Source organism: Streptomyces avermitilis MA-4680 = NBRC 14893, from assembly GCF_000009765.2.
In the GTDB taxonomy this organism is placed as follows: domain Bacteria; phylum Actinomycetota; class Actinomycetes; order Streptomycetales; family Streptomycetaceae; genus Streptomyces; species Streptomyces avermitilis.
On record NC_003155.5, the window covers coordinates 4,167,608 to 4,188,887 of the forward strand.

Sequence of the window (21,280 nt, forward strand, 5' to 3'; positions counted from 1 at the left end):
TTACTTGCTCCCCCCAGACCTTCAGGCGACAAGCTCCCCGAAGGACTCCTCCTCGTCACGGCCGAAGCTGAGGACCTCGTCCTCGCGCAGCCGGCGGAGCGACCGCCAGATGCTGGACTTCACCGTGCCGACACTGATGTCGAGGATCTCCGCGATCTCCGGGTCCGTGCGGCCCTCGTAGTAACGGAGGACCAGCATGGTGCGCTGGAGTTCCGGCAGCCGGGCCAGCGCCTGCCACAGGACGGCGCGCAGCTCGGTGCCGCGCATCGCGTCCGTGTCACCGGCGGTCTCCGGCAGTTCCTCGGTCGGGTACTCGTTCAGCTTGCGGCGGCGCCACGCGCTGATGTGCAGGTTGGTCATGGTGCGACGCAGGTAGCCGCCGACGGCCGCCTTGTCGCTGATCCGGTCCCACGCCCGGTACGTCGAGAACAGCGCGCTCTGCAGCAGGTCCTCGGCCTCGAAGCGGTCGCCGGTGAGGTGGTAGGCGGTTGCGTACAGGGAGGCGCGGCGCTCCTGGACGTAGGCGGTGAACTCCGCCTCCGACACCGAGCGACGCTCCCCCGTGTCCTCCCCGTACGCGGCTCCCCCGTGAGCCTGTACCCCCGTACCGCTTCCCCCCGTGAGTGCGTCAACCACCGTCATGTAGGGCGTACGCCCTTGCTGTACGGACCCGGTGTGTTGACGCCCGGTGCCGCGAGCGCACCCCCGCCCGCTCACGGCACCGGACTTCTCGGTGTTCCGGATGACGTCGTGCAGACGCGTGACAACTGCGCCAGTGCTGGTGCTGTGCAGCGTGTTCATCTCGCGCCCCCCGTCGTGGAGTCCGGTATCCCTGCGGTCTTGCCCTGCTGTCCTGCGGTGGTGCTGCCTTGCTTGTGTCGAAAAGCTTGCCGGGGTCACTTCATGGCCGTGTCCGCCGACTGTCACAGACCTGTCACAGGGCCCGCGCACGGGCGCGTCACAGTGCGATCACAGAGAAGAGTCGTATGGCTACGCAGACGACACGGGACCGCTCGCGTGCGACCCGCGCACGGCCCGCGCGCGGGCTCCTTCGTATGCGGGACATGTATGGGAGCGCTCCAACGGTCGAAACCGGCCCTCCCATGGGCCAGAATGACCCCCGTGCCTTCCCTGTTGCTGATCGAGGACGACGACGCCATCCGTACGGCCCTGGAGCTCTCTTTGACTCGCCAGGGACACCGTGTGGCCACCGCTGCCACCGGCGAGGACGGTTTGAAGCTGCTGCGCGAGCAACGGCCGGACCTGATCGTGCTGGACGTGATGCTGCCGGGCATCGACGGGTTCGAGGTGTGCCGGCGCATCCGGCGCACGGACCAGCTGCCGATCATTCTGCTGACCGCGCGCAACGATGACATCGATGTGGTGGTCGGGCTGGAGTCCGGCGCCGACGACTATGTCGTGAAGCCCGTGCAGGGGCGGGTGCTCGACGCCCGGATCCGGGCCGTGCTGCGGCGCGGCGAGCGCGAGGCCAACGACTCGGCGACCTTCGGGTCCCTGGTCATCGACCGGGCGGCCATGACGGTCACCAAGAACGGCGAGGACCTGCAACTGACGCCGACCGAGCTGCGGTTGCTCCTCGAACTGAGCAGGCGGCCCGGCCAGGCGCTGTCCCGTCAGCAGCTGCTGCGGCTCGTCTGGGAGCACGACTACCTCGGCGACTCACGGCTCGTGGACGCGTGTGTGCAGCGGCTGCGGGCCAAGGTCGAGGACGTTCCCTCCTCCCCCACGCTCATCCGTACCGTGCGCGGGGTCGGCTACCGGCTGGACTCTCCTCAGTGACCAAACCGCAGGACAAGCTCCGCGGCTGGGCCGCGGCCCGCAAGGCGATCCTGTCCGGTCTGCGCTTCACCAGCCTGCGGCTGCGTCTCGTCGTCGTCTTCGGCCTGGTGGCGCTCACCGCCGCCGTCTCGGCCTCCGGGATCGCGTACTGGCTCAACCGCGAGGCCGTGCTCACCCGCACCCAGGACGCGGTGCTGCGTGACTTCCAGCAGGAGATGCAGAACCGGGCGAGCGCGCTGCCCGTGCACCCGACGCAGGACGAACTCCAGCACACCGCCGGGCAGATGGGAACCAGCAGCCAGCGCTTCAGCGTGCTGCTGGTCGCCGAGGACGCGAACGGCAAGACCGTCACCGGCAACTCCGACCTGGACACCTTCACGCTGGAGGACGTACCGGAGTCCCTGCGAACGGCGGTGAACAAGAAGCAGTCCGTGTCGGGCGGCAACAAGCACGCGTACCACCTGTACTGGCAGCGGGTCACCGAAGGCGGCAAGCCGTATCTGGTGGGCGGCGCGAAGGTGATCGGCGGCGGCCCGACCGGCTACATGCTCAAGTCACTAGAGCCGGAGGCCAAGGACCTCAACTCCCTCGCCTGGTCGCTGGGCATCGCGACGGGCCTCGCCCTGATCGGTTCGGCGCTGCTCGCGCAGGCCGCCGCGACGACCGTCCTGAAGCCGGTGCACCGCCTCGGCATCGCCGCCCGGCGCCTCGGCGAGGGCAAGCTCGACACCCGTCTGCGGGTGTCCGGCACCGATGAACTGGCCGATCTGTCACGGACGTTCAACCGGACGGCCGAGTCCCTGGAGAAGCGGGTCGCGGACATGAGCGCCCGTGACGAGGCCTCGCGGCGCTTCGTCGCCGACATGTCCCACGAACTCCGTACGCCCCTCACGGCGATCACCGCCGTCACCGAGGTCCTCGAGGAGGAGCTCGACGCCGAGACGGGCAGCGTGGACCCGATGATCGAACCGGCCGTACGGCTGGTGGTCAGCGAGACGCGCCGGCTGAACGACCTGGTCGAGAACCTCATGGAGGTCACCCGCTTCGACGCGGGCACGGCACGGCTCGTCCTCGACCACGTGGACATCGCCGACCAGATCACCGCGTGCATCGACGCGCGCGCCTGGCTGGACGCCGTCGATCTCGACGCCGAGCGCGGCAACATCTGCCGCCTCGACCCGCGCCGCCTCGACGTCATCCTGGCGAACCTGATCGGCAACGCGCTCAAGCACGGCGGCTCGCCGGTCCGCGTGTCCGTCCGTACGGAGGCGGAGGACCTGGTCATCGAGGTGCGGGACCACGGTCCGGGCATCCCCGAGGACGTCCTGCCGCACGTCTTCGACCGCTTCTACAAGGCGAGCGCCTCGCGCCCCCGTTCCGAGGGCAGCGGTCTGGGACTGTCCATCGCGCTGGAGAACGCGCACATCCACGGCGGCGAGATCACGGCCGCCAACTCCCTGAAGGGCGGCGCCGTGTTCACGCTGCGTCTGCCCCGCGACCCGTCACCGCTGATCGCGGAGGACGAGGGGCAGAACGGGCACGGCACGGAGGGCAACGCCTGATGACGGTACGAGGCGTACGCCCCTTCACTGCCGTGGGTTCACGTCCCCGGCCCGCGGCCCGTCCGCGTCCCTGGCTGGCCCTCCCGCTGCTGGCCGCGCTGCTCACCGGTTGCGGTATCCGGGCCACGCAGGTCCCGACCGACTTCGGGCCCGCGCCGTCGCGGGTGCCCTGTGCCCTGTCGGCGCCGGACCTCTCCACCCAGGGCAGTCCCGGCATCCCGGTCCAGGTCTTCCTGCTGTGCGCCTCGCAGTTGGTGACGGTGGACCGTTCGGTGCGCATCCCGGACGGCACGGCGGAGGCCGGGCGCCGGGTGCTGGTGGCCCAGGGGCTGCTCGACGAACTCGCCCGGACCCCGTCGTCCGCCGAGAAGCAGGCGGGCTACACGAGCGACGTGAACGGCGGCATCAAGGTGAGCGGGCCCCGCGCCAAGGACCCCGGGAACACCTTCCGGCTGAGCACGTCGCCCCGGCGGCTCACCTCGTACGCGCTGGCGCAGCTCGTCTGCACGTTCGCCAACTCGGAGGCGACCGCCGCCGACGACGGCGCGGTCATCCTCGGCGGCCCGGACACCGGTTCACCGCGCCGCTACGAGTGCACGACGGAGGTGCGCTCCCGGCCGGGCACCCAGGAGCCACCGTCGACCGAGGTCAAGACAGGCTGAACCGCCGCCGGGGCGCTCGTCCGTCCCGGAGCCGGGCCGGCCCTGGAGACCCCTACGTGTGCTGTGCCACTCACACGCAGGGACGCAACACGGAACCGATCCCGCCGGACCCGGCGTCTTGGGGGGCGTGCAGCGTCAAGGCTCAGGCGGCGGCAGTGCCGTGATCCGCGTCCGTGTGGCAGGAGGTGTCCTCCTGGCCGCACACCTCATGCTCGTCGTCTGGATCACGCTGCGCCCGCTGGACGTTCCCTGGGTGAGCCCCGCCAACCTGCATCCCTTCGCCGGTATCAGGGCCGATCTCGCCCTGGGCCCGCGGGAGGCGGTGCGCCGGATCGGTGAGGGCCTCGGGCTGCTCGCCCCGCTCGGCGTGCTGCTGCCGATGGTGGCGGGGCGGCTCGCCGTCTCCCCGCTCGCCTCGCTGACCCGTACGGTCGCCGCGGGCGCCCTGATCTCGCTGGGCATCGAACTGCTCCAGACCGGGGTGCCGGGACAGGTCGTGGACGTCGACTCCCTGCTGCTCAACACGGTGGGCGTGGCCCTGGCCCATCTGGCGATCGTGCCCGCGGGCCGGGCCCGGCTCCGCCGCCGGGCCGAGACGCGGCGCCGTGCGGCCCTGGGCCGGGAGGAGCTCTCTCAGGGTCTGACCCCGACGATTCCCAGGGTCGGGATCGCACCGTAGAGCGACGCTTCGGCCCGCTTCGTCCCCGTAGCGTCGAGGACATCAAGGCAGACGGACTGCCTGTCCCACGGTTCGCGAAGGAGCCCTCATGACCGCCATTTCCCGCCCCACCGACGGCCGGATGATCGGCGGAGTCTGCGCAGCGCTGGCACGGCGCTTCGGCACCTCCGCGACCACGATGCGCGTGATCTTCCTGCTGTCGTGCCTGCTTCCGGGCCCGCAGTTCCTGCTCTACATCGCGCTGTGGATCCTGTTCCCGTCGGAGCACAAGGCCGGCCGTACGGCCTGGTGACCGCACCGCTCCGCACATGCCGAGGGGCGCACCCGAGCCGGGTGCGCCCCATCGACGTCGTACGAGACGAACGGCCGGGACGAACGGTCTCAGCCGAGCGGAATCGTGGTCACCGCAGTGTCGTGGTGGGCAGCCCCTTCAGCGGCAGCCCGCCCAGCAGTCCGGCGACCGGCGCGGCCGGACCGCCATTGAGGGCCTTGGCCGCGGTGGGCTTGGCCGCGGCCACACCCGCGCCGACCGCGTTCTGACCCTGGCTCAGCGCCTCACGCGAGCCGGGCAGCACCTGGGTGACGTTGTCCGCCGGCAGCGTGCGGGTGACGGTGTCCAGCGCCGAGGAGGCGTCCGGCACGGCCGGGGCCGCACTGGCGACGCCCGCGCCCGCGGCGGCGAAGGCGGCACCGAGCGCGGCGACACCGAGAGTCTTGGCAGCAGACTGCTTCATATGGAATGCGTCCTTGGATCCGTTGACGGGGATGTGAGCGGTCCACGACCGTAAACACGCAAAGCCGCGCTCCGCAAACATCCAAAAGCGGCCGAATCCAGCGGACCCGGCCGCTTCCGTTGCGCTCCACTTACTCCTCGGATGCCGCAGAACTGCTGGTGGAAGCCGTCTGCTTGAACAGCCATTCGGATTTCAGCTCGGCATATCCAGGCTTGATGACGTCATTGATCATGGCCAGTCGTTCATCGAAAGGAATGAATGCGGATTTCATAGCATTGACGGAGAACCAGGCCATGTCATCGAGCGTGTAGCCGAAAGCGTCGACAAGGTGCTCGAATTCGCGGCTCATACTCGTCCCCGACATCAGCCGGTTGTCGGTGTTCACCGTGGCCCTGAAGTGCAGCCGCCGCAGCAGCCCGATGGGGTGGTCGGCGTACGAGGACGCGGCGCCCGTCTGGAGGTTGGAGCTCGGGCACAGCTCCAGCGGGATGCGCTTGTCGCGCACATACGAGGCGAGGCGGCCCAGCTTCACCGAGCCGTCCTCGCGCACCTGGATGTCGTCGATGATGCGCACGCCGTGACCGAGCCGGTCGGCGCCGCACCACTGGAGGGCCTGCCAGATCGACGGAAGACCGAAGGCCTCCCCGGCGTGGATCGTGAAGTGGTTGTTCTCGCGCTTGAGGTACTCGAACGCGTCGAGGTGCCGGGTGGGCGGGAAGCCCGCCTCGGCGCCCGCGATGTCGAATCCGACGACGCCCGCATCCCGGTAGCGGTTGGCGAGTTCGGCGATCTCCAGGGCGCGGGCCGCGTGCCGCATGGCGGTGAGCAGCGCGCCGACCCGGATGCGGTTGCCATCCTCCTTGGCCCGCCGCTCGCCGGCCCGGAAGCCCTCGTTGACGGCCTCGACGACCTCTTCGAGGCTGAGCCCGGCCTCCAGGTGCTGCTCGGGCGCGTACCGCACCTCGGCGTAGACGACCCCGTCCGCGGCGAGGTCCTCGGCGCACTCGGCGGCGACCCGCACGAGCGCCGCACGGGTCTGCATGACGGCGCAGGTGTGGGCGAAGGTCTCCAGATACCGCTCCAGCGAACCGGAGTCGGCGGCCTCGCGGAACCAGATGCCGAGTTTGTCGGGGTCGGTCTCGGGGAGCCCGGAGTACCCGGCGTCGCGGGCGAGTTCGACGATCGTGCCGGGGCGCAGCCCCCCGTCGAGGTGATCGTGGAGCAGGACCTTGGGCGCCCGGCGGATCTGTTCCGAGCTAGGGGTGTTCTGGTGCTGGCTCGTCATTTCCGCACCATAAGCCCTACGCGCGTAGAGCTCCGGGCACGACGAAGCGTCGATATCCAACAGTGACCCGGCGGACGGGTGGCGTACACCGATGCTTCTGACACTGTTCTGTCATGGCACACCAAGCGACGCCGGTTCGCACGGCCCGGCTGGGGAGGACGCTCGGCCCGGAGCCGACGGCGGTGAGCGGAGTGGTGCTACTGCTCCCGGGCGGCGACGAGGCCTCCACCCGCAGACCGTCCCCCGTACTCCCGACCGCTTCCGTACGGGCGCTCGGGCGCCATCTCGCGCGCGCGGGACGCGACGAAGGCCTGGTCACGCATGTGGTGCACTACCGCTATCGCGGCTGGAACGGCAGCGAGGCGCATCTGGCGCACGACGCGTCCTGGGCCGCGGGCGAGGTCGTACGCCGCTACGGGGACGTCCCCGTCTGTCTCGCCGGCGTGGACATGGGCGGGCGGGCGGCGCTGCGCGCGGGCGGGCACACAGCCGTCAACTCGGTGCTGGCGCTCGCTCCCTGGCTGCCGGAGGAGGACGTGGCCGCGCCACCCGAACCGGTGAAGCAGCTCTCCGGACGGCGCGTGCTCCTCGTGCACGGCACGAACGACCAGCGCACCGACCCCGAGCTGTCGTTCCGGCTGGCGTCCCGGGCGAAGAAGACGAACCGCGACATCTGCCGCTTCGAAGTGCACTCCGACGGACACGGGTTGCATCAGCACCGGTCCGAAGTGCTGGCACTGGCCGAGGACTTCGTCATGGGCGTGCTGTTCGGGCACGCCTTCTCCCGCCCGGTGGAGGACGCGCTCGCCGCGCCGCCGCCGCTGGGGCTGCGGATGCCACTGGCGGCCGGGTTCGGGCGGTCGCTGAAGCGGCGTTGAGCGCTCCCGCGCGGGCCGGTCCGGCAGCGGTGGGTGACGGGTGGCCGAAGGGCAGCCGAATCAGCCGGATCAACCGGCTCAGTCGGCTCAGTCGGGCAGCAGATGTCCCCTTCTGGACAGCAGGAACTTCTTGAAGGCGGCCACCGGCGGTGTGTCCGGGTGGCCGTCCAGCCAGGCGACGCCGATCTCGCGGACCGCGCGCGGGGCCGTGACCGTCAGCTCGACAACTCCCGGGCGGGGCACGGCCGGTGGCGGCAGGAGGGCGACCCCGAGCCCGGCGGCGACCAGGCCCCGTAGCGTCTCCGCCTCCTCGCCCTCGAAGGCGATGCGCGGTCTGAAACCGGCCTCCTGGCAGACGTCGTCGGTGATACGGCGCAGCCCGTAACCGGGTTCGAGGGTCACGAAGGTCTCGTCGGCGGCCTCGGCGAGGCGCACGCGCTTGCGTGCGGCGAGGCGGTGGTCGGCCGGGACGACGAGCCGCAGCTTCTGCTCGTCGAGCCGGCGGGCCACCAGGTCGGGCGCGTCCGGCACGGGCGAGGTCAGACAGAGGTCCAACTCCCCGGCCCGCAGCCGCTCGATCATCGCCTCGCCGTAGTTCTGGACGAGGCTGAAGCGGACGCGCGGATGATCGGCGCGGAAGGCTCGGATCAGCCCGGGCACGGTCTCGGAGCCCATGGTGTGCAGAAAGCCGAAGGCGACCTTGCCGGTGGCCGGGTCGGCGTCGGCGCGCACCTCGTCGGCGGCCCGCTCGATCTCGGCGAGCGCGCGCTCGACGGAGGCGAGGAACGTACGGCCGGCCGGGGTGAGCGAGACCGTGCGGCCGCGGCGGGCGAAGAGGTCGACGCCCAGGTCCTGCTCGAGGCGGACCAGGGAGCGGGAGAGGGTGGACTGCGGGACCTGCATCTCCTGCGCGGCCCGGGTGACGTGCTCGGTGCGGGCCACCCCGGCGAAGTACGCAAGGCGTGGAGCGAGCAATGCGACGATGTCTTCTGTGTCACTGGACGGTGACAGGTGGGCCTGTGACCTCTGCTGATGCACCATGGGAACGATTATGGCGGTTTCATGCATTGGACGGATGAGTGGCGGGACTCCTACTTTCGAAGCATGCCTTCCGCCAGTACCGAGGCGCCCGCCACCGTGGGCGCCGTCCCGTCCGTTTCCGCCACCGCCGACCCCGCCGCCGACTCCCGTATGGCCCCGGGCGGGCCCGGTTACCGCCGGATGAGCTTCGCCCTCTTCCTCGCCGGGGTGGCGACCTTCGCGCTCCTCTACTCCACCCAGGCTCTCCTCCCGCTGATCTCCTCCGACCTCGGGGTGACCGCGAGCGAGGCGAGCTGGACGGTGTCGGCCGCGACGGGCGGCCTGGCGCTGTTCGTGCTGCCGATGAGCGCGCTGTCGGAGCGGTTCGGACGGCGTACGTTGATGACGGCGTCGCTGGCGGTCGCGGTCTCGGTGGGTCTGCTGGTCCCCTTCGCCCCGTCGATCGGCGCGCTGATCGCGCTGCGGGCGGTGCAGGGCGCGGCGCTGGCGGGCCTGCCGGCGTCGGCGACGGCGTATCTGGCCGAGGAGGTCCGCCCCAAGGCGCTGATCACCGCGATCGGGCTGTTCGTCGCGGGCAACAGCGTCGGCGGCATGAGCGGCCGGGTCATCACCGGCTGGGTGGCACAGGAGTGGGGCTGGCGGGTCGCCGTCGGCACGATCGGGTTCCTCGCGGTGGCCTGCGCGTTCGCGTTCCGGCTGCTGCTTCCGGCCCCGAAGCACTTCACGCCGGGCTCGCTGCGGCCCCGCGTGCTGGCCCGCACGGTCCGCGACCACCTCGCCGACCCGCTGCTGTGCCGGCTGTACGCGATCGGCGCGCTGTTCATGATGGTGTTCGGCGGGGTCTACACGGTGATCGGCTACCGCCTCACGGAGGCGCCGTTCTCGCTGCCGCAGGGCATCATCGGCTCGGTCTTCCTGGTGTACCTGGTGGGTACGGTCTCGGCGTCGACGGCCGGACGGCTGGTCGACCGCCTCGGTCGGCGGGGCTCGCTGTACCTGGCGGGCGGTACGACCACGGCGGGCCTGCTGCTGTCCCTGGCCGGCTCCCTGGTGTTCGTGCTGCTGGGCCTGGTGCTGATCACGGCGGGCTTCTTCGCGGGGCACGCGGTGGCGTCGTCGGCGGTGAGCCACACGGCGAAGCGGGGCCGCGCCCAGGCCTCCGCCCTGTACCAGTCCGCGTACTACATCGGCTCCAGCGCGGGCAGCACGCTCGGCGCGGTCGCCTTCCACGCGGGCGGCTGGGCGGGCACGGTCACCCTGGGCCTGCTCGCGGTGCTCGGCGTCGTGACGATCACGGTGTTCGGCTCGCACGCGGCACGGGCGCAGGCGCGACGGAGTCCGGTGCCGGCGCACTGAGCTCCGCACTCCCCTCCGCCCCCTTCCCCTGATTCCCCCGGATTCCCTCTGGTTCCCCCTCGTTCCCCCTGGTCGGCGCCCGTTGTCAGTGGTCGCGTGTAGCGTCCGCGCGACAACTGGGCCGAGCAGGGGGATTGTTGATGGAGTTCCAGGTCGAACGCGGGGCGTTCGCCGAGGCGGTGGGCTGGGCGGCCCGCGCACTGCCCGCGCGTTCGCCGGTGCCGGTACTGGGCGGGCTGCTGCTGACGGCGGACGCGGGGCGGCTGAGCGTCTCGGGGTTCGACTTCGAGGCGGCCGCGCGCATCGGGACCGACGCGGAGACAGTGGCGGAAGGGCAGGTGCTCGTCCTCGGGCGCAGGCTGCTGGACATCTGCCGGGTGCTGCCGGACGGTCCGGTGAGCTGTGTGCTGGAGGGGACGCGGTTCACGGTGGAGGCGGGCGGCACCCGGTTCGGCCTGTCGACGCTGCCGCGCGAGGAGTACCCGGCGCTGCCCGTACCGCCCGAGCCGTACGGCAGCGTGGACGCCGACGCGTTCGCGAGCGCCGTCTCCCAGGTCGCCGTCGCCGCCGGACGCGACGACACCCTGCCGGTGCTCACCGGCGTACAGCTGCGCCTGGACGGCGACGCGATGACGCTGGCCGCGTCGGACCGCTACCGCTATGCCGTGCGGACGCTGGGGTGGCAGCCGGAGGCGGCGGCCGACGGAGTCGTGGAGGCGCTGCTGCCCGCGCGGCGGCTGCTCGACATCGCGCGCTCACTGGCCCGCTCCGGTGACGTCCGCATCGGCTTCGACCGGGCGGCCGGCGGGCTGATCGGCTTCGAGGGCGGTCGGATGCGTACGGTCGTACGGCTGCTGGAGGGGCGGCTGCCGAAGTACGGGTCGCTGTTCGCCGTGGCGGGGGCCGCGGTCGCCGAGGTCGAGTGCGGGGCGCTGGCGGAGGCGGTACGGCGGGTCGCGGTGGTGGCGGAGGCGAACAGTCCGGTGCGGCTGGACTTCTCGGCGCCGGACGGGACGGTGCTGCTGGGCGCCGGGTACGGCGACGACGTGGCCGCGCAGCGGCTGCCCGCCGTGCTGAGCGGTGCCGAAGAGGTCACGGCGGCGTTCAACCCGGGGTATCTGCTGGACGCGCTGAACTCCTTCGAGGCGCCCCGGGTGCGGCTGGAGCTGCTGGGGGCCGGACAGCGGACGCTGCTCACGGCGGTGGCGGACGGCGGCGAGCCGGACACCGCGCACCGGCATCTGCTCATGTCCGTGAGGCAACTGGTCTGAGGCAGCCGGGAGCAGTCGTCGACAGCCGGTCCGACCTGGGCATTTTCCCGCTCGGGGGGCCGTTGTCAGTGGGCTGCGGTAGCTTCCGAAGTGCCGGCGCGACGAGGCGACGGGAACGGCCACAGGGGTGGGTTGGCGATGAGTGACGGCACGGCGACGACGGACCTGGACGTCCGGCTGGAGAAGCACCGGGTCGAGCTGACCGGGTACTGCTATCGGATGCTCGGCTCCTCCTTCGAGGCCGAGGACGCGGTGCAGGACACGATGGTCCGCGCCTGGCGGAGCTACGAGAAGTTCGAGGGCCGCTCCAGCCTCCGCTCCTGGCTGTACCGGATCGCGACGAATGTCTGTCTGGACATGCTGACGGCGGGCAACAAGCGCGCCCGGCCCATGGACCTGACCGACTCCACCCCCCTCGCCCAGGCCGCGCTCTCCCCGCGCCCCGACAGCACCTGGCTGGAGCCGATGCCCGACGTGCGCGTGCTGCCGACGGCGAGCGACCCGGCCGAGGCGGCCGTGGCCAAGGAGTCCGTGCGGCTCGCGTTCATGGCCGCGCTCCAGCGACTGCCGCCCAAGCAGCGGGCGGTGCTGATCCTGCGCGAGGTGCTGGCGTGGAAGGCGAGCGAGGTCGCGGAGCTGCTCGACACCTCGGTCGCCTCGGTCAACAGCGCGCTCCAGCGGGCGCGGGCGACGCTCGCCGACAGCGAGGGCGCCGCCGCGGACGCCGCCGTGTCCGACCCGCTCGACGAGGAGCAGCAGAAGCTGCTGGAGCGCTATGTGGCGGCGTTCGAGGGGTACGACATGGCGGCGCTGACGGCGCTGCTGCACGAGGACGCGGTGATGACGATGCCGCCGTTCGACCTGTGGCTGTGCGGCACGCCGGACATCACCGGCTTCATGACCACGCTCGGCGCGGCCTGCGCGGGCTCGCGGCTGCTGCCGGTCCAGGTCAACGGCCTGCCGGGCTTCGCCCAGTACAAGCCGGACCCGGAGGCGGGCGGTTTCACTCCCTGGGCGCTCCAGGTCCTGGAGATCTCAGACGGCCGGCTCACCGGGTTCCACTTCTTCCTCGACACGAAGCGCTGGTTCCCGCTCTTCGGCCTCCCCCTCCACCTCGAAGCGGAGGCCGACGAGATCGAGTAGCGCGCGCAGGGCGGGAGCCGGGGCGCGGACCCTGATCCGGCCCCCGGTCCGGCGGGCGGCCAGCTCCAGGCGGGCCAGCGCGTCGACGGCCGCCAGGCCCGGCGGCCCGAGCGCAGCCGCGTCGCACACGACCACACCCGCGCCGGTGGACTCCAGCAGCGCGCGCACGTCCTCGCACAGCCTCGCCACGGCGTCCTGGCTGACGGCGGCGGGCAGGACCAGTACTGCGGGTGTCATGGCATCCACGTTCGGTAGACCGGGGCGGGCGGTGGAACTCATCGGAGCCCGTTCGCGGCCATCGCCGTCGGCATCGGCATCGTCTCCTGTCGGTGCGTCACCAGTCCCGGCATGCCGAACGGGACCGGTGGAGGTCCACCGATCCCGTTCACCCGGATGAGAGAGTCCAGGTCAGGCGATACGCTCCAGCACCACCGGCGTGGCCTTGAAGTCCGTGCCCGTGGGCGCGATGTCGTACGAGCCGTCCACCGACTCCAGTGCGTACTCGAAACGCTCGGGGGTGTCCGTGTGCAGGGTCAGCAGGGGCTGGCCCGCGGTCACCGTGTCGCCCGGCTTGGCGTGCATCTCGATGCCCGCGCCCGCCTGCACCGGGTCCTCCTTACGGGCGCGTCCGGCGCCCAGACGCCAGGCGGCGACGCCGATGTCGTACGCGTCCAGGCGGGTCAGGACGCCCGAGGACGGGGCCGTCACCACGTGCCGCTCGCGCGCGGTGGGCAGCTGCGCGTCCGGGTCGCCGCCCTGCGCGGCGATCATGCGGCGCCACACGTCCATCGCGGAGCCGTCGGCCAGGGCCTTCGCCGGGTCCGCGTCCTTCACACCGGCCGCGTCCAGCATCTCGCGGGCCAGCGCGACGGTCAGCTCGACGACGTCCGCCGGGCCGCCGCCCGCCAGCACCTCCACCGACTCGCGGACCTCGAGGGCGTTGCCCGCCGTCAGGCCCAGCGGGGTCGACATGTCCGTCAGGAGCGCGACCGTCTTCACGCCGTGATCGGTGCCCAGGCCCACCATCGTGGAGGCCAGTTCGCGGGCGTCCTCGATGGTCTTCATGAAGGCGCCGGAGCCGACCTTCACATCCAGGACCAGCGAGCCGGTGCCCTCCGCGATCTTCTTCGACATGATCGAGGAGGCGATCAGGGGGATCGCCTCGACCGTGCCGGTGACGTCCCGGAGCGCGTACAGCTTCTTGTCGGCCGGGGCCAGGCCGTCGCCCGCCGCGCAGATCACCGCGCCCGTCGTGTCGAGGACGTGCAGCATCTCCTCGTTGGACAGCAGGGCCCGCCAGCCGGGGATCGACTCCAGCTTGTCCAGCGTGCCGCCGGTGTGGCCGAGGCCGCGGCCCGACAGCTGCGGGACGGCCGCGCCGCAGGCCGCGACGAGGGGGGCCAGCGGGAGCGTGATCTTGTCGCCGACGCCGCCCGTCGAGTGCTTGTCGGCGGTCGGGCGGGACAGCGCCGAGAACTCCATGCGCTCGCCCGACGCGATCATCGCGGCGGTCCAGCGGGCGATCTCGCGACGGTTCATGCCGTTGAGCAGGATCGCCATGTTGAGGGCGGCCATCTGGTAGTCGGCGACCTCGCCCCGCGTGTACGCGTCGATGACCCAGTCGATCTGCGCGTCGCTGAGCTCACCGCGGTCACGCTTGGTGCGGATGACGGAGATGGCGTCCATGGCCATGGCTTTCCTTCCGAAGACTTACGAATGTGCGCGGCCCCTCCGAGCCGTTCGAAGGGGCCGCACAGGCGTTACTGGGTGAGATGGCCCGGCCCGAAGGCCTGCGGCAGCATCTCGGAGAGCGGCACGATCCCGGCCGGCGTCTCCAGCAGCAGCTCGGCGCCGCCGAACTCGTACAGCAGCTGGCGGCAGCGACCGCACGGGACGAGGATCTCGCCGCGGCCGTCGACACAGGTGAAGTGCGTCAGCCGGCCGCCCCCGGTGTTCTGGAGCTGTGAGACCAGCCCGCACTCGGCGCACAGGCCGAGCCCGTACGAGGCGTTCTCGACATTGCAGCCGGAGACCGTGCGGCCGTCGTCGACCAGGGCCGCGACCCCGACCGGGTAGCCCGAATACGGCGCGTACGCCCGGGACATGGCGTCCCGTGCCACGGCCCGCAGGGCCTCCCAGTCGACGGCCGCGGACCCGGCGCCGGCGCCGGACGTCACTTGCCCTGTCCCCGGCGGTACGGCATGCCGTCCGCCTTCGGCATCCGCAGACTCTGCGCGGACAGCGACAGGACCAGCAGCGTCACGATGTACGGCGTCGCGCTGACGACCTGCTTGGGCACCTCGTTGGTGGAGGTGTACCAGAGGAACATCAGCGCCGACACCACGGCGGTGACCACGGCCGGGGTGTACCGCTTCTTCCACAGCAGATACGCCGCCCCGAAGACCAGCAGGATCGCCAGCAGCAGGATCAGCGCGTGGACGTTGGTGGTGCCGCCGCGCAGGTTGAGGCTGTCGGTGTAGCCGAACAGGCCGGCGCCGAGCGCGAGTCCGCCCGGCATCCAGTTGCCGAAGATCATCGCGGCGAGGCCGATGTAGCCGCGGCCCGCGGTCTGGCCGTCCAGGTAGACGTTGGAGGCGACGATCGACAGGAAGGCACCGCCGAGGCCGGCGAAGCCGCCGGAGATGATCACGGCCAGGTACTTGTACTTGTAGACGTTGACGCCGAGGGATTCGGCGGCCACCGGGTTCTCACCGCAGGAGCGCAGGCGCAGGCCGAAGGCCGTACGCCACAGCACCCACCAGGTGGCCGGGACGAGCGCGACCGCGACCACGGTGAGCGGCGACAGGTCGGTGACCAGACCGCCGATCAGGCCCGCGATGTCCGAGACCAGGAACCAGTGCTTCTCGTTGAGTGTGTTCAGGCCGCTGGACAGGCCTGGGATGTCGAAGGTGCCCAGCGAGTCGATCCCCGGGGACTGCTTGGAGGAGCCCCCCGGCTCGTTCTCGAAGGTGAACTTGGAGAGGTAGCGGGTGGTGCCGAGCGCCAGGATGTTGATCGCCACACCCGACACGATGTGGTTGACGTTGAACGTCACCGTGGCGATGGCGTGCAGGACGCCGCCGAGCATGCCGCCGATGATGCCGAAGGCGACACCGGTCCACGGACCCCACTGGTAACCGGCCCAGGCGCCGAACCAGGTGCCGAGGATCATCATGCCCTCGAGGCCGATGTTGACGACGCCCGCGCGCTCGGCCCACAGACCGCCGAGGCCCGCGAGGCCGATCGGCACCGCGAGGCGCAGCGCCGTGGACATCTGTCCGGTCGAGGTGATGCCGTCCGCGCCGGTGATCAGGCGGACGACCGAGGTCAGGACCAGCACACCCGCGATGACGAGCAGGAGTACCGGGAGGGACATGCGGCGGCTGCCCTTGCCGGGCTTCTTCGCCTGCGGCTTGGCGACGGTCACGGTGCTCATCGGGCAGCCACCTCCTTCTTCTCGGAGTTGTTGTGGGCGGCGGCCGCGGCCAGCTCGGCGCCGACGCGCTTCTGCTGGCGGCGCAGGCCCCAGACGCGTACGGCCTCGTACGAGATGACGACCGCGAACACGATCAGGCCCTGCATGATCGTGGCGATCTCCTTCTCGTACGCCACCGGGGTGGCGTAGTCGAGGGCCGGGGACGCCTTGTCGAGGAAGGCCCACAGGAGGGCGGCGAGGGCGATGCCGCCCGGGTGGTTGCGGCCGAGCAGCGCGATGCCGATGGCGGTGAAGCCGAGGCCGGCCGGGAAGCTCAGGCTGTAGGTGTGGACGTCGCCGAGCAGCAGCGGCAGACCGGCCAGGCCCGAGACGGCGCCGGAGATCAGCATCGCGATGAGCACCATGCGCTTGGCGTCGACGCCGGAGGCCGCGGCGGCGGACTCGGAGGCGCCGCTGGCGCGCAGGTCGAAGCCGAAGCGGGTGCGGTTGAGCACGATCCAGTACAGGATGCCCAGGACGACCGCGAGGAAGACCAGGCCGTAGATCTCGCCGACGTCCGCGCCGAGGTTGATGCCGGGGATCCAGCCGGACTCCTTCATGATGCCGGTGGTGTTGTTGTTGCCGACCTGCACACCGAAGTTGTCGCTGAGCATGAGGTAGCCGATGAGGCTGGTGGCGATCGCGTTGAGCATGATCGTCGCGACGACCTCGCTCACTCCCCGGGTGACCTTGAGGACACCGGCGATGCCGGCCCAGAAGGCGCCGGTGAGCATGGCGACCAGCATGAGGAGCGGGATCTGGAGGAAGGACGGCAGCGCGATGTGCGCGCCGACCACCGCCGTCATCACCGCGCCGAGGCGGTACTGGCCGTCGACGCCGATGTTGAACAGGTTCATGCGGAAGCCGAGGGCCACCGCGAGCGCGGCGATGTAGTACATCGACGCCTGGTTGATGATCAGCACCTGGACGTCGGAGAACGTCGCCTGCTCGAGCATCAGGGAGTACGGCTCGAACGGGCTGCGGCCCGAGGCGAGCAGCACGATCGATGTCAGGGCGATCGCCGCGACGAGCGCGATGGCCGGGCCGGCCACCGCAAGGAGCACGCGCTCCTTGTCGAACTTCTTCATCGGGTCTCGTCCTCCCCCAAGTCCGCTGCGGACTCGGCGTGCTCAAGGTGGCCGGAGGCGGCGCCGGTCATGGCCGAGCCCAGCTCTTCGGGCGTGATGGTGGCGGGATCGGCGTCGGCGACCAGCCTGCCGTTGTAGATCACCCTGAGGGTGTCCGAGAGGCCGATCAGCTCGTCCAGGTCGGCCGAGATGAGCAGGACGGCCAGGCCCTCGCGGCGGGCCTCGCGGATCTGGTCCCAGATCGCGGCCTGCGCGCCGACGTCCACACCGCGGGTGGGGTGGGCGGCGATCAGGAAGCGCGGGTTGTGGCTCATCTCGCGGCCGACGATCAGCTTCTGCTGGTTGCCGCCGGACAGGGAGGCGGCGGTGACGTCGATGCCCGGGGTACGGACGTCGTACTCCTCGACGATCCGGCGCGTGTCGTCCTGGGCGCCCTTGATGTCGAGCCAGAAGCCCTTCGCGTTGGGCCGCTCGGTGACGTGGCCGAGGATGCGGTTCTCCCAGAGCGGGGACTCCAGGAGCAGGCCGTGGCGGTGGCGGTCCTCGGGGATGTAACCGACGCCCTGCTCGCGGCGCTTGCGGGTGGGCCACGACGTGATGTCCTCGCCCAGGAAGCCGATCGAGCCGGAGTCGGCGTGCTTGAGGCCGATCAGCGCGTCGATGAGCTCGGTCTGGCCGTTGCCCTCGACACCGGCGATGCCCATGACCTCGCCCGCGTGGATGGTGAAGGTGACGTCGTCGAGGACGCGCCGCACCCCGCCGGCGGTCTCGGCCGTGTCCTCCGTGAGCAGACCGGTGGCCGACGGTTCGTCGAACTCGCCGAGGGAGGCGGCACCGCCGGCGAAGACCGTGAGGCCCTTGACCTGGATGACGGGCTTGTCCGTGACGGTGGACTCGGCGGTCTCCGGCGTCGGCAGCTCGCTGCCCACCATCAGCTCGGCGAGCTGGCGGGGGGTGGTCTCGGACGGAACGGCGGTGCCGACCGTCGTGCCGCGGCGGATGACGGTGATGTCGTCGGCGACCGACAGCACCTCGCCCAGCTTGTGCGAGATGAAGATGACGGCGAGGCCCTCGGACTTGAGCTCGCGCAGGTTGTCGAAGAGTGCGTCGACCTCCTGCGGCACGAGTACGGCGGTGGGCTCGTCCAGGATCAGGATGCGGGCGCCGCGGAAGAGGACCTTGAGGATCTCCACGCGCTGGCGGTCGGCGACACCGAGGTCCTCGACGAGGACGTCGGGGCGCACGTTCAGCCCGTAGCGGTCGGAGATCTCGCGGATCTTCTTACGGGCGCCGCCGCCGATGCCGTACAGCTTCTCGCTGCCCAGGACGACGTTCTCCAGGACCGTGAGGTTGTCGGCGAGCATGAAGTGCTGGTGCACCATGCCGATGCCGCGGGCGATGGCGTCGGCGGGGCTGTGGAAGGCGACCTGCTCACCGTCGACGGCGATCGTGCCCTCGTCCGGCTTCTGCATGCCGTAGAGGATCTTCATCAGTGTCGACTTCCCGGCGCCGTTCTCACCGACGAGGGCGTGGACCGTGCCCTTCCGGACAGTCAGGTGGATGTCGTGGTTGGCCACCACACCGGGGAAACGCTTGGTGATCCCCGCCAGCTCGACCGCGGTCGACTGCGCGGTGAGCGGAGGGCTGCTGGACGCGTCGATGGCGCACTCTCCTTGGAAAAGGGGCCGATCTACGCGCGTAGCGCCCCTGCCTTAAATAGTGCTCGGACCTGATCGGTTCCGATCGTTCCGAGCATTGTGCCGCGCGAACGGGGCGCGAAGAGGACATCCTCGCCGCACCCCGTTCCGTGGCCGTAACGCTGCCATTACAGCGCCTCTCAGGCCAAGGCCCGCGACTGAGGTCAGTTGGTCTTGACCTTGATCGAACCGTCCTTGATGCCCGCCTCGGCCTTCTTGAGCGCGGCCTGCAGGGCGGCGTTGTTCTTGAAGGTCGGGTTGGAGTCGGCCAGGCCGACACCGCCGGTGCTGAGGCTGGCGCGGACCACACCGGTCTCCGGCTTGCCGTCGTGCACCGACTTGGCGAGGTTGTACACCGCGCCGGCCACGTCCTTCATCGCCGAGGTGAGGATGGAGTTCTTGTACTTCGCCAGCGCGTCCTGCTTGTACTGGTCGGAGTCGACACCGATCGCCGACACCTTGTGCGCGGCGGCGGCCTTGATGACGCCCTGGCCGGACAGGCCCGCGGCGGCGTAGACGACGTCGGCCTTGGCGCCGATCTGGCCCTCGGCCGCGGCCTCGCCCTTGTCCGGGCTGGAGAACCCGCCCTCGGCGGCGGTCTCGGTCAGGTACTGCGACTTGACCGTGACACCCTTCTTGGTGTCCTTGACGCCCTGCGCGAAGCCCGCCTCGAACTTGTGGATCAGCGGGACGTCCACGCCGCCGATGAAGCCGACGACGTTCGACTTGGTGGTCTTGGCGGCGGTGACGCCGGCGAGGTAGGAGGCCTCCTCCTCGTGGAAGACGAGGTCCGCGACGTTGTCCGCCTTGACCTGCTCGTCGTCGATGATGCCGAAGGTGGTCTTCGGGTACTTCGCGGCGGCTTCCTTGACGGCGGGGGCGTAGGCGAAGCCGACACCGATCACCGGGTTGTAGCCGGACTTGGCGAGCTGCTCCAGACGCTGCACCTTGTCGGCGTCGGACTCGCCGTCCTGCGGCTCGACGGCCGTGGTGGCGGTCTTGAACTCCTTGCCGGCCTTCTCCATACCGGTGGTGGCAGCGTCATTGAAGGACTGGTCGCCCTTGCCGCCGACGTCGTAGGCGAGGGCAACGCCCTTGGCCGTGCCGCCGCTGCTGCTGCTGGACGAGGACTCGCTGGACGAGTTGCCGCAGGCGGCAACAGAGACGGCGAGGGTAGCGGTCGCAACGCCCGCAACCGCGATTCGGGACACCCGGCGCATGGAACGTGACTCCTTTGTGCAAGCGCCCAAACCAGGCGCTGGTTCCGCCGCAGCGTAACGCGCGTAGACGAGACGGAAAACCCCTTCTGTCCGGTCCGTTACCGAGCTGTGGCCACAGATGCCCCACAGATTACGGAACGCTGCGCGCCGCTTGCGGGAGGCAACGGGGACGGGGCGGAACGGCCGCATGGGCGGGGTCGGGAAGAAGTCGCATGGAAGGGCACTAAGTTGGGTAAGTGCGAGGGTTTTCGCACGTCGCTGGTGCTGTATAATAACGGGCAGTCACCTAGTGTGCATGCTGGCAGGTCCGTCCATGATGTCCGCCTTGGCCTTGTTGAGCGCGGCGTGCAGGTCGGTGATGTCCTTGAAGGTCGGGTTGGAGTCGGCCAAGCCGACACCGCCGGTGTTGAGGTTGGCGCGGACCACACCGGTCAGCGGCTTGCCGTCGTGCACCGACTTGGACAGGTTGTACACCGCGCCGGCCACGTCCTTCATCGCCGAGGTGAGGATGGAGTTCTTGTACTTGGCCAGCGCGTCCTGCTTGTACTGGTCGGAGTCGACACCGATCGCCCACACCTTGTGCTCGGCGGCGGCCTGGATGACGCCCTGACCGGACAGGCCCGCGGCGGCGTAGACGACGTCGGCCTTGGCGCCGATCTGGCCCTCGGCCGCGGCCTCGCCCTTGTCCGGGCTGGAGAACCCGCCCTCGGCGGCGGTCTCGGTCAGGTACTGCGACTTGACCGTGACACCCTTCTTGGTGTCCTTGACGCCCTGCGCGAAGCCCGCCTCGAACTTGTGGATCAGCGGGACGTCCACGCCGCCGATGAAGCCGACGACGTTCGACTTGGTGGTCTTGGCGGCGGTGACGCCGGCGAGGTAGGAGGCCTCCTCCTCGTGGAAGACGAGGTCCGCGACGTTGTCCGCCTTGACCTGCTCGTCGTCGATGATGCCGAAGGTGGTCTTCGGGTACTTCGCGGCGGCTTCCTTGACGGCGGGGGCGTAGGCGAAGCCGACACCGATGACCGGGTTGTAGCCGGCCTTGGCGAGCTGCTCCAGACGCTGGACCTTGTCGGCGTTCGACTCGCCGTCCTGCGGCTCGATGTCCCGGCCGCCGATCTTGAACTCCTTCTCGGCCTTCTCGAATCCGGCGTACGCGGCGTCGTTGAAGGACTGGTCGCCTTTGCCGCCGATGTCGTACGCGAGACCGATGCCCTTGCCGGTGTAGCCGGACGAGCTCTTGTCCGAACCGCTGTCGGCCTCGTTGCTGGACTTACCGCAACCGGCTGCCGCGAGGGCGACGACCGCGACGGTCACCGCGGCTCGGGAGAATCTCGTCCTCCGAGATATCAGACGCACAGCTAGCACCCTTCGTCCCCACGGCCCGTCACC

General features: G+C 70.5%; 21 protein-coding genes. 9 read left to right on the forward strand and 12 right to left on the reverse strand.

The window, feature by feature from the left end; genetic code table 11:
• Positions 1–21: 21 nt before the first annotated feature.
• Positions 22–801, reverse strand: a complete 780-nt coding sequence (locus SAVERM_RS17340) for a SigE family RNA polymerase sigma factor (RefSeq protein ID WP_078234421.1) — start codon at positions 799–801, stop codon at positions 22–24.
• A gap of 321 nt (positions 802–1,122) precedes the next feature.
• Between SAVERM_RS17340 and afsQ1 the strand changes: the two genes are divergently transcribed.
• The 5 genes from afsQ1 (at position 1,123) to SAVERM_RS17365 (ending at position 4,995) form a co-directional block, all read left to right on the forward strand.
• On the forward strand, positions 1,123–1,800 hold the full coding sequence (gene afsQ1, locus SAVERM_RS17345) for a two-component system response regulator AfsQ1 (protein WP_010984782.1): 678 nt from the start codon (positions 1,123–1,125) through the stop codon (positions 1,798–1,800).
• A complete protein-coding gene (locus SAVERM_RS17350) occupies positions 1,797–3,362 on the forward strand; it encodes a sensor histidine kinase (protein WP_010984783.1) in 1,566 nt (521 codons plus the stop codon). Before afsQ1 ends, SAVERM_RS17350 begins: the two co-directional genes overlap by 4 nt.
• The gene (locus SAVERM_RS17355) at positions 3,362–4,024 is read left to right on the forward strand and encodes a hypothetical protein (RefSeq protein ID WP_237528808.1); all 663 of its coding nucleotides are present in this window, start codon (positions 3,362–3,364) and stop codon (positions 4,022–4,024) included. Before SAVERM_RS17350 ends, SAVERM_RS17355 begins: the two co-directional genes overlap by 1 nt.
• Positions 4,025–4,151: 127 nt before the next feature.
• A complete protein-coding gene (locus SAVERM_RS17360) occupies positions 4,152–4,703 on the forward strand; it encodes a VanZ family protein (RefSeq protein WP_010984785.1) in 552 nt (183 codons plus the stop codon).
• A gap of 88 nt (positions 4,704–4,791) precedes the next feature.
• Positions 4,792–4,995, forward strand: coding sequence for a PspC domain-containing protein (locus SAVERM_RS17365; RefSeq protein WP_010984786.1), 204 nt, complete (start codon positions 4,792–4,794; stop codon positions 4,993–4,995).
• Between the two features lie 109 nt (positions 4,996–5,104).
• Here the strand turns inward: SAVERM_RS17365 and SAVERM_RS17370 are convergent, their stop codons facing one another.
• Both SAVERM_RS17370 and SAVERM_RS17375 read right to left on the reverse strand, forming a co-directional pair.
• Entirely contained in the window at positions 5,105–5,437 is a 333-nt protein-coding gene (locus SAVERM_RS17370) for a hypothetical protein (protein ID WP_010984787.1), read from the reverse strand.
• A 130-nt stretch (positions 5,438–5,567) separates the two neighbouring features.
• Positions 5,568–6,722 (reverse strand): adenosine deaminase, encoded by a 1,155-nt coding sequence (locus SAVERM_RS17375; protein ID WP_037644938.1) that lies wholly within the window; start codon positions 6,720–6,722, stop codon positions 5,568–5,570.
• A 113-nt stretch (positions 6,723–6,835) separates the two neighbouring features.
• Here SAVERM_RS17375 and SAVERM_RS17380 point away from each other — a divergent pair, with 113 nt between their 5' ends.
• Positions 6,836–7,600, forward strand: a complete 765-nt coding sequence (locus SAVERM_RS17380) for a prolyl oligopeptidase family serine peptidase (RefSeq protein ID WP_010984789.1) — start codon at positions 6,836–6,838, stop codon at positions 7,598–7,600.
• A gap of 87 nt (positions 7,601–7,687) precedes the next feature.
• Here the strand turns inward: SAVERM_RS17380 and SAVERM_RS17385 are convergent, their stop codons facing one another.
• The gene (locus tag SAVERM_RS17385; protein ID WP_010984790.1) at positions 7,688–8,641 is read right to left on the reverse strand and encodes a LysR family transcriptional regulator; all 954 of its coding nucleotides are present in this window, start codon (positions 8,639–8,641) and stop codon (positions 7,688–7,690) included.
• A 63-nt stretch (positions 8,642–8,704) separates the two neighbouring features.
• Here SAVERM_RS17385 and SAVERM_RS17390 point away from each other — a divergent pair, with 63 nt between their 5' ends.
• The 3 genes from SAVERM_RS17390 (at position 8,705) to SAVERM_RS17400 (ending at position 12,411) form a co-directional block, all read left to right on the forward strand.
• Entirely contained in the window at positions 8,705–9,997 is a 1,293-nt protein-coding gene (locus SAVERM_RS17390; RefSeq protein ID WP_010984791.1) for an MFS transporter, read from the forward strand.
• 140 nt (positions 9,998–10,137) lie between these two features.
• Positions 10,138–11,268 (forward strand): DNA polymerase III subunit beta, encoded by a 1,131-nt coding sequence (gene dnaN, locus SAVERM_RS17395; protein WP_010984792.1) that lies wholly within the window; start codon positions 10,138–10,140, stop codon positions 11,266–11,268.
• 138 nt (positions 11,269–11,406) lie between these two features.
• The gene (locus tag SAVERM_RS17400; RefSeq protein ID WP_010984793.1) at positions 11,407–12,411 is read left to right on the forward strand and encodes a sigma-70 family RNA polymerase sigma factor; all 1,005 of its coding nucleotides are present in this window, start codon (positions 11,407–11,409) and stop codon (positions 12,409–12,411) included.
• Here the strand turns inward: SAVERM_RS17400 and SAVERM_RS40145 are convergent.
• The 8 genes from SAVERM_RS40145 to SAVERM_RS17435 all read right to left on the reverse strand — a co-directional run bounded on the left by SAVERM_RS40145 (position 12,304) and on the right by SAVERM_RS17435 (position 21,205).
• Positions 12,304–12,690 (reverse strand): STAS domain-containing protein, encoded by a 387-nt coding sequence (locus SAVERM_RS40145; protein WP_010984794.1) that lies wholly within the window; start codon positions 12,688–12,690, stop codon positions 12,304–12,306. The two genes, SAVERM_RS17400 and SAVERM_RS40145, sit on opposite strands and share 108 nt — an antisense overlap.
• Before the next feature lie 129 nt (positions 12,691–12,819).
• Complete coding sequence (locus tag SAVERM_RS17405; RefSeq protein WP_010984795.1) at positions 12,820–14,103, reverse strand: thymidine phosphorylase; 1,284 nt, start codon at positions 14,101–14,103, stop codon at positions 12,820–12,822.
• A 68-nt stretch (positions 14,104–14,171) separates the two neighbouring features.
• Positions 14,172–14,588, reverse strand: coding sequence for a cytidine deaminase (locus SAVERM_RS17410; protein WP_010984796.1), 417 nt, complete (start codon positions 14,586–14,588; stop codon positions 14,172–14,174).
• Entirely contained in the window at positions 14,585–15,847 is a 1,263-nt protein-coding gene (locus tag SAVERM_RS17415) for an ABC transporter permease (RefSeq protein WP_037644934.1), read from the reverse strand. Before SAVERM_RS17415 ends, SAVERM_RS17410 begins: the two co-directional genes overlap by 4 nt.
• Positions 15,844–16,974: an ABC transporter permease gene (locus SAVERM_RS17420; RefSeq protein WP_010984798.1), complete on the reverse strand. Its 1,131-nt coding sequence runs from the start codon at positions 16,972–16,974 to the stop codon at positions 15,844–15,846. Before SAVERM_RS17420 ends, SAVERM_RS17415 begins: the two co-directional genes overlap by 4 nt.
• The gene (locus SAVERM_RS17425) at positions 16,971–18,635 is read right to left on the reverse strand and encodes an ABC transporter ATP-binding protein (RefSeq protein ID WP_042493198.1); all 1,665 of its coding nucleotides are present in this window, start codon (positions 18,633–18,635) and stop codon (positions 16,971–16,973) included. Before SAVERM_RS17425 ends, SAVERM_RS17420 begins: the two co-directional genes overlap by 4 nt.
• Before the next feature lie 200 nt (positions 18,636–18,835).
• Complete coding sequence (locus SAVERM_RS17430; protein ID WP_010984800.1) at positions 18,836–19,891, reverse strand: BMP family lipoprotein; 1,056 nt, start codon at positions 19,889–19,891, stop codon at positions 18,836–18,838.
• A 282-nt stretch (positions 19,892–20,173) separates the two neighbouring features.
• Positions 20,174–21,205, reverse strand: a complete 1,032-nt coding sequence (locus tag SAVERM_RS17435; RefSeq protein WP_420822301.1) for a BMP family lipoprotein — start codon at positions 21,203–21,205, stop codon at positions 20,174–20,176.
• Positions 21,206–21,280: the final 75 nt, after the last annotated feature.

Excerpts from the sequence above, each read along its gene's own strand:
- SAVERM_RS17400 (WP_010984793.1), top strand. The coding sequence starts at position 11,407 with ATGAGTGACGGCACGGCGACGACGGACCTGGACGTCCGGCTGGAGAAG.
- SAVERM_RS17415 (WP_037644934.1), bottom strand. The coding sequence starts at position 15,847 with ATGAGCACCGTGACCGTCGCCAAGCCGCAGGCGAAGAAGCCCGGCAAG.
- SAVERM_RS17380 (WP_010984789.1), top strand. The coding sequence starts at position 6,836 with ATGGCACACCAAGCGACGCCGGTTCGCACGGCCCGGCTGGGGAGGACG.
- SAVERM_RS17370 (WP_010984787.1), bottom strand. The coding sequence starts at position 5,437 with ATGAAGCAGTCTGCTGCCAAGACTCTCGGTGTCGCCGCGCTCGGTGCC.
- SAVERM_RS40145 (WP_010984794.1), bottom strand. The coding sequence starts at position 12,690 with ATGAGTTCCACCGCCCGCCCCGGTCTACCGAACGTGGATGCCATGACA.
- dnaN (WP_010984792.1), top strand. The coding sequence starts at position 10,138 with ATGGAGTTCCAGGTCGAACGCGGGGCGTTCGCCGAGGCGGTGGGCTGG.
- SAVERM_RS17365 (WP_010984786.1), top strand. The coding sequence starts at position 4,792 with ATGACCGCCATTTCCCGCCCCACCGACGGCCGGATGATCGGCGGAGTC.
- SAVERM_RS17340 (WP_078234421.1), bottom strand. The coding sequence starts at position 801 with ATGAACACGCTGCACAGCACCAGCACTGGCGCAGTTGTCACGCGTCTG.
- SAVERM_RS17385 (WP_010984790.1), bottom strand. The coding sequence starts at position 8,641 with ATGGTGCATCAGCAGAGGTCACAGGCCCACCTGTCACCGTCCAGTGAC.
- SAVERM_RS17420 (WP_010984798.1), bottom strand. The coding sequence starts at position 16,974 with ATGAAGAAGTTCGACAAGGAGCGCGTGCTCCTTGCGGTGGCCGGCCCG.
- SAVERM_RS17355 (WP_237528808.1), top strand. The coding sequence starts at position 3,362 with ATGACGGTACGAGGCGTACGCCCCTTCACTGCCGTGGGTTCACGTCCC.
- SAVERM_RS17375 (WP_037644938.1), bottom strand. The coding sequence starts at position 6,722 with ATGACGAGCCAGCACCAGAACACCCCTAGCTCGGAACAGATCCGCCGG.
- SAVERM_RS17430 (WP_010984800.1), bottom strand. The coding sequence starts at position 19,891 with ATGCGCCGGGTGTCCCGAATCGCGGTTGCGGGCGTTGCGACCGCTACC.
- SAVERM_RS17405 (WP_010984795.1), bottom strand. The coding sequence starts at position 14,103 with ATGGCCATGGACGCCATCTCCGTCATCCGCACCAAGCGTGACCGCGGT.
- SAVERM_RS17390 (WP_010984791.1), top strand. The coding sequence starts at position 8,705 with ATGCCTTCCGCCAGTACCGAGGCGCCCGCCACCGTGGGCGCCGTCCCG.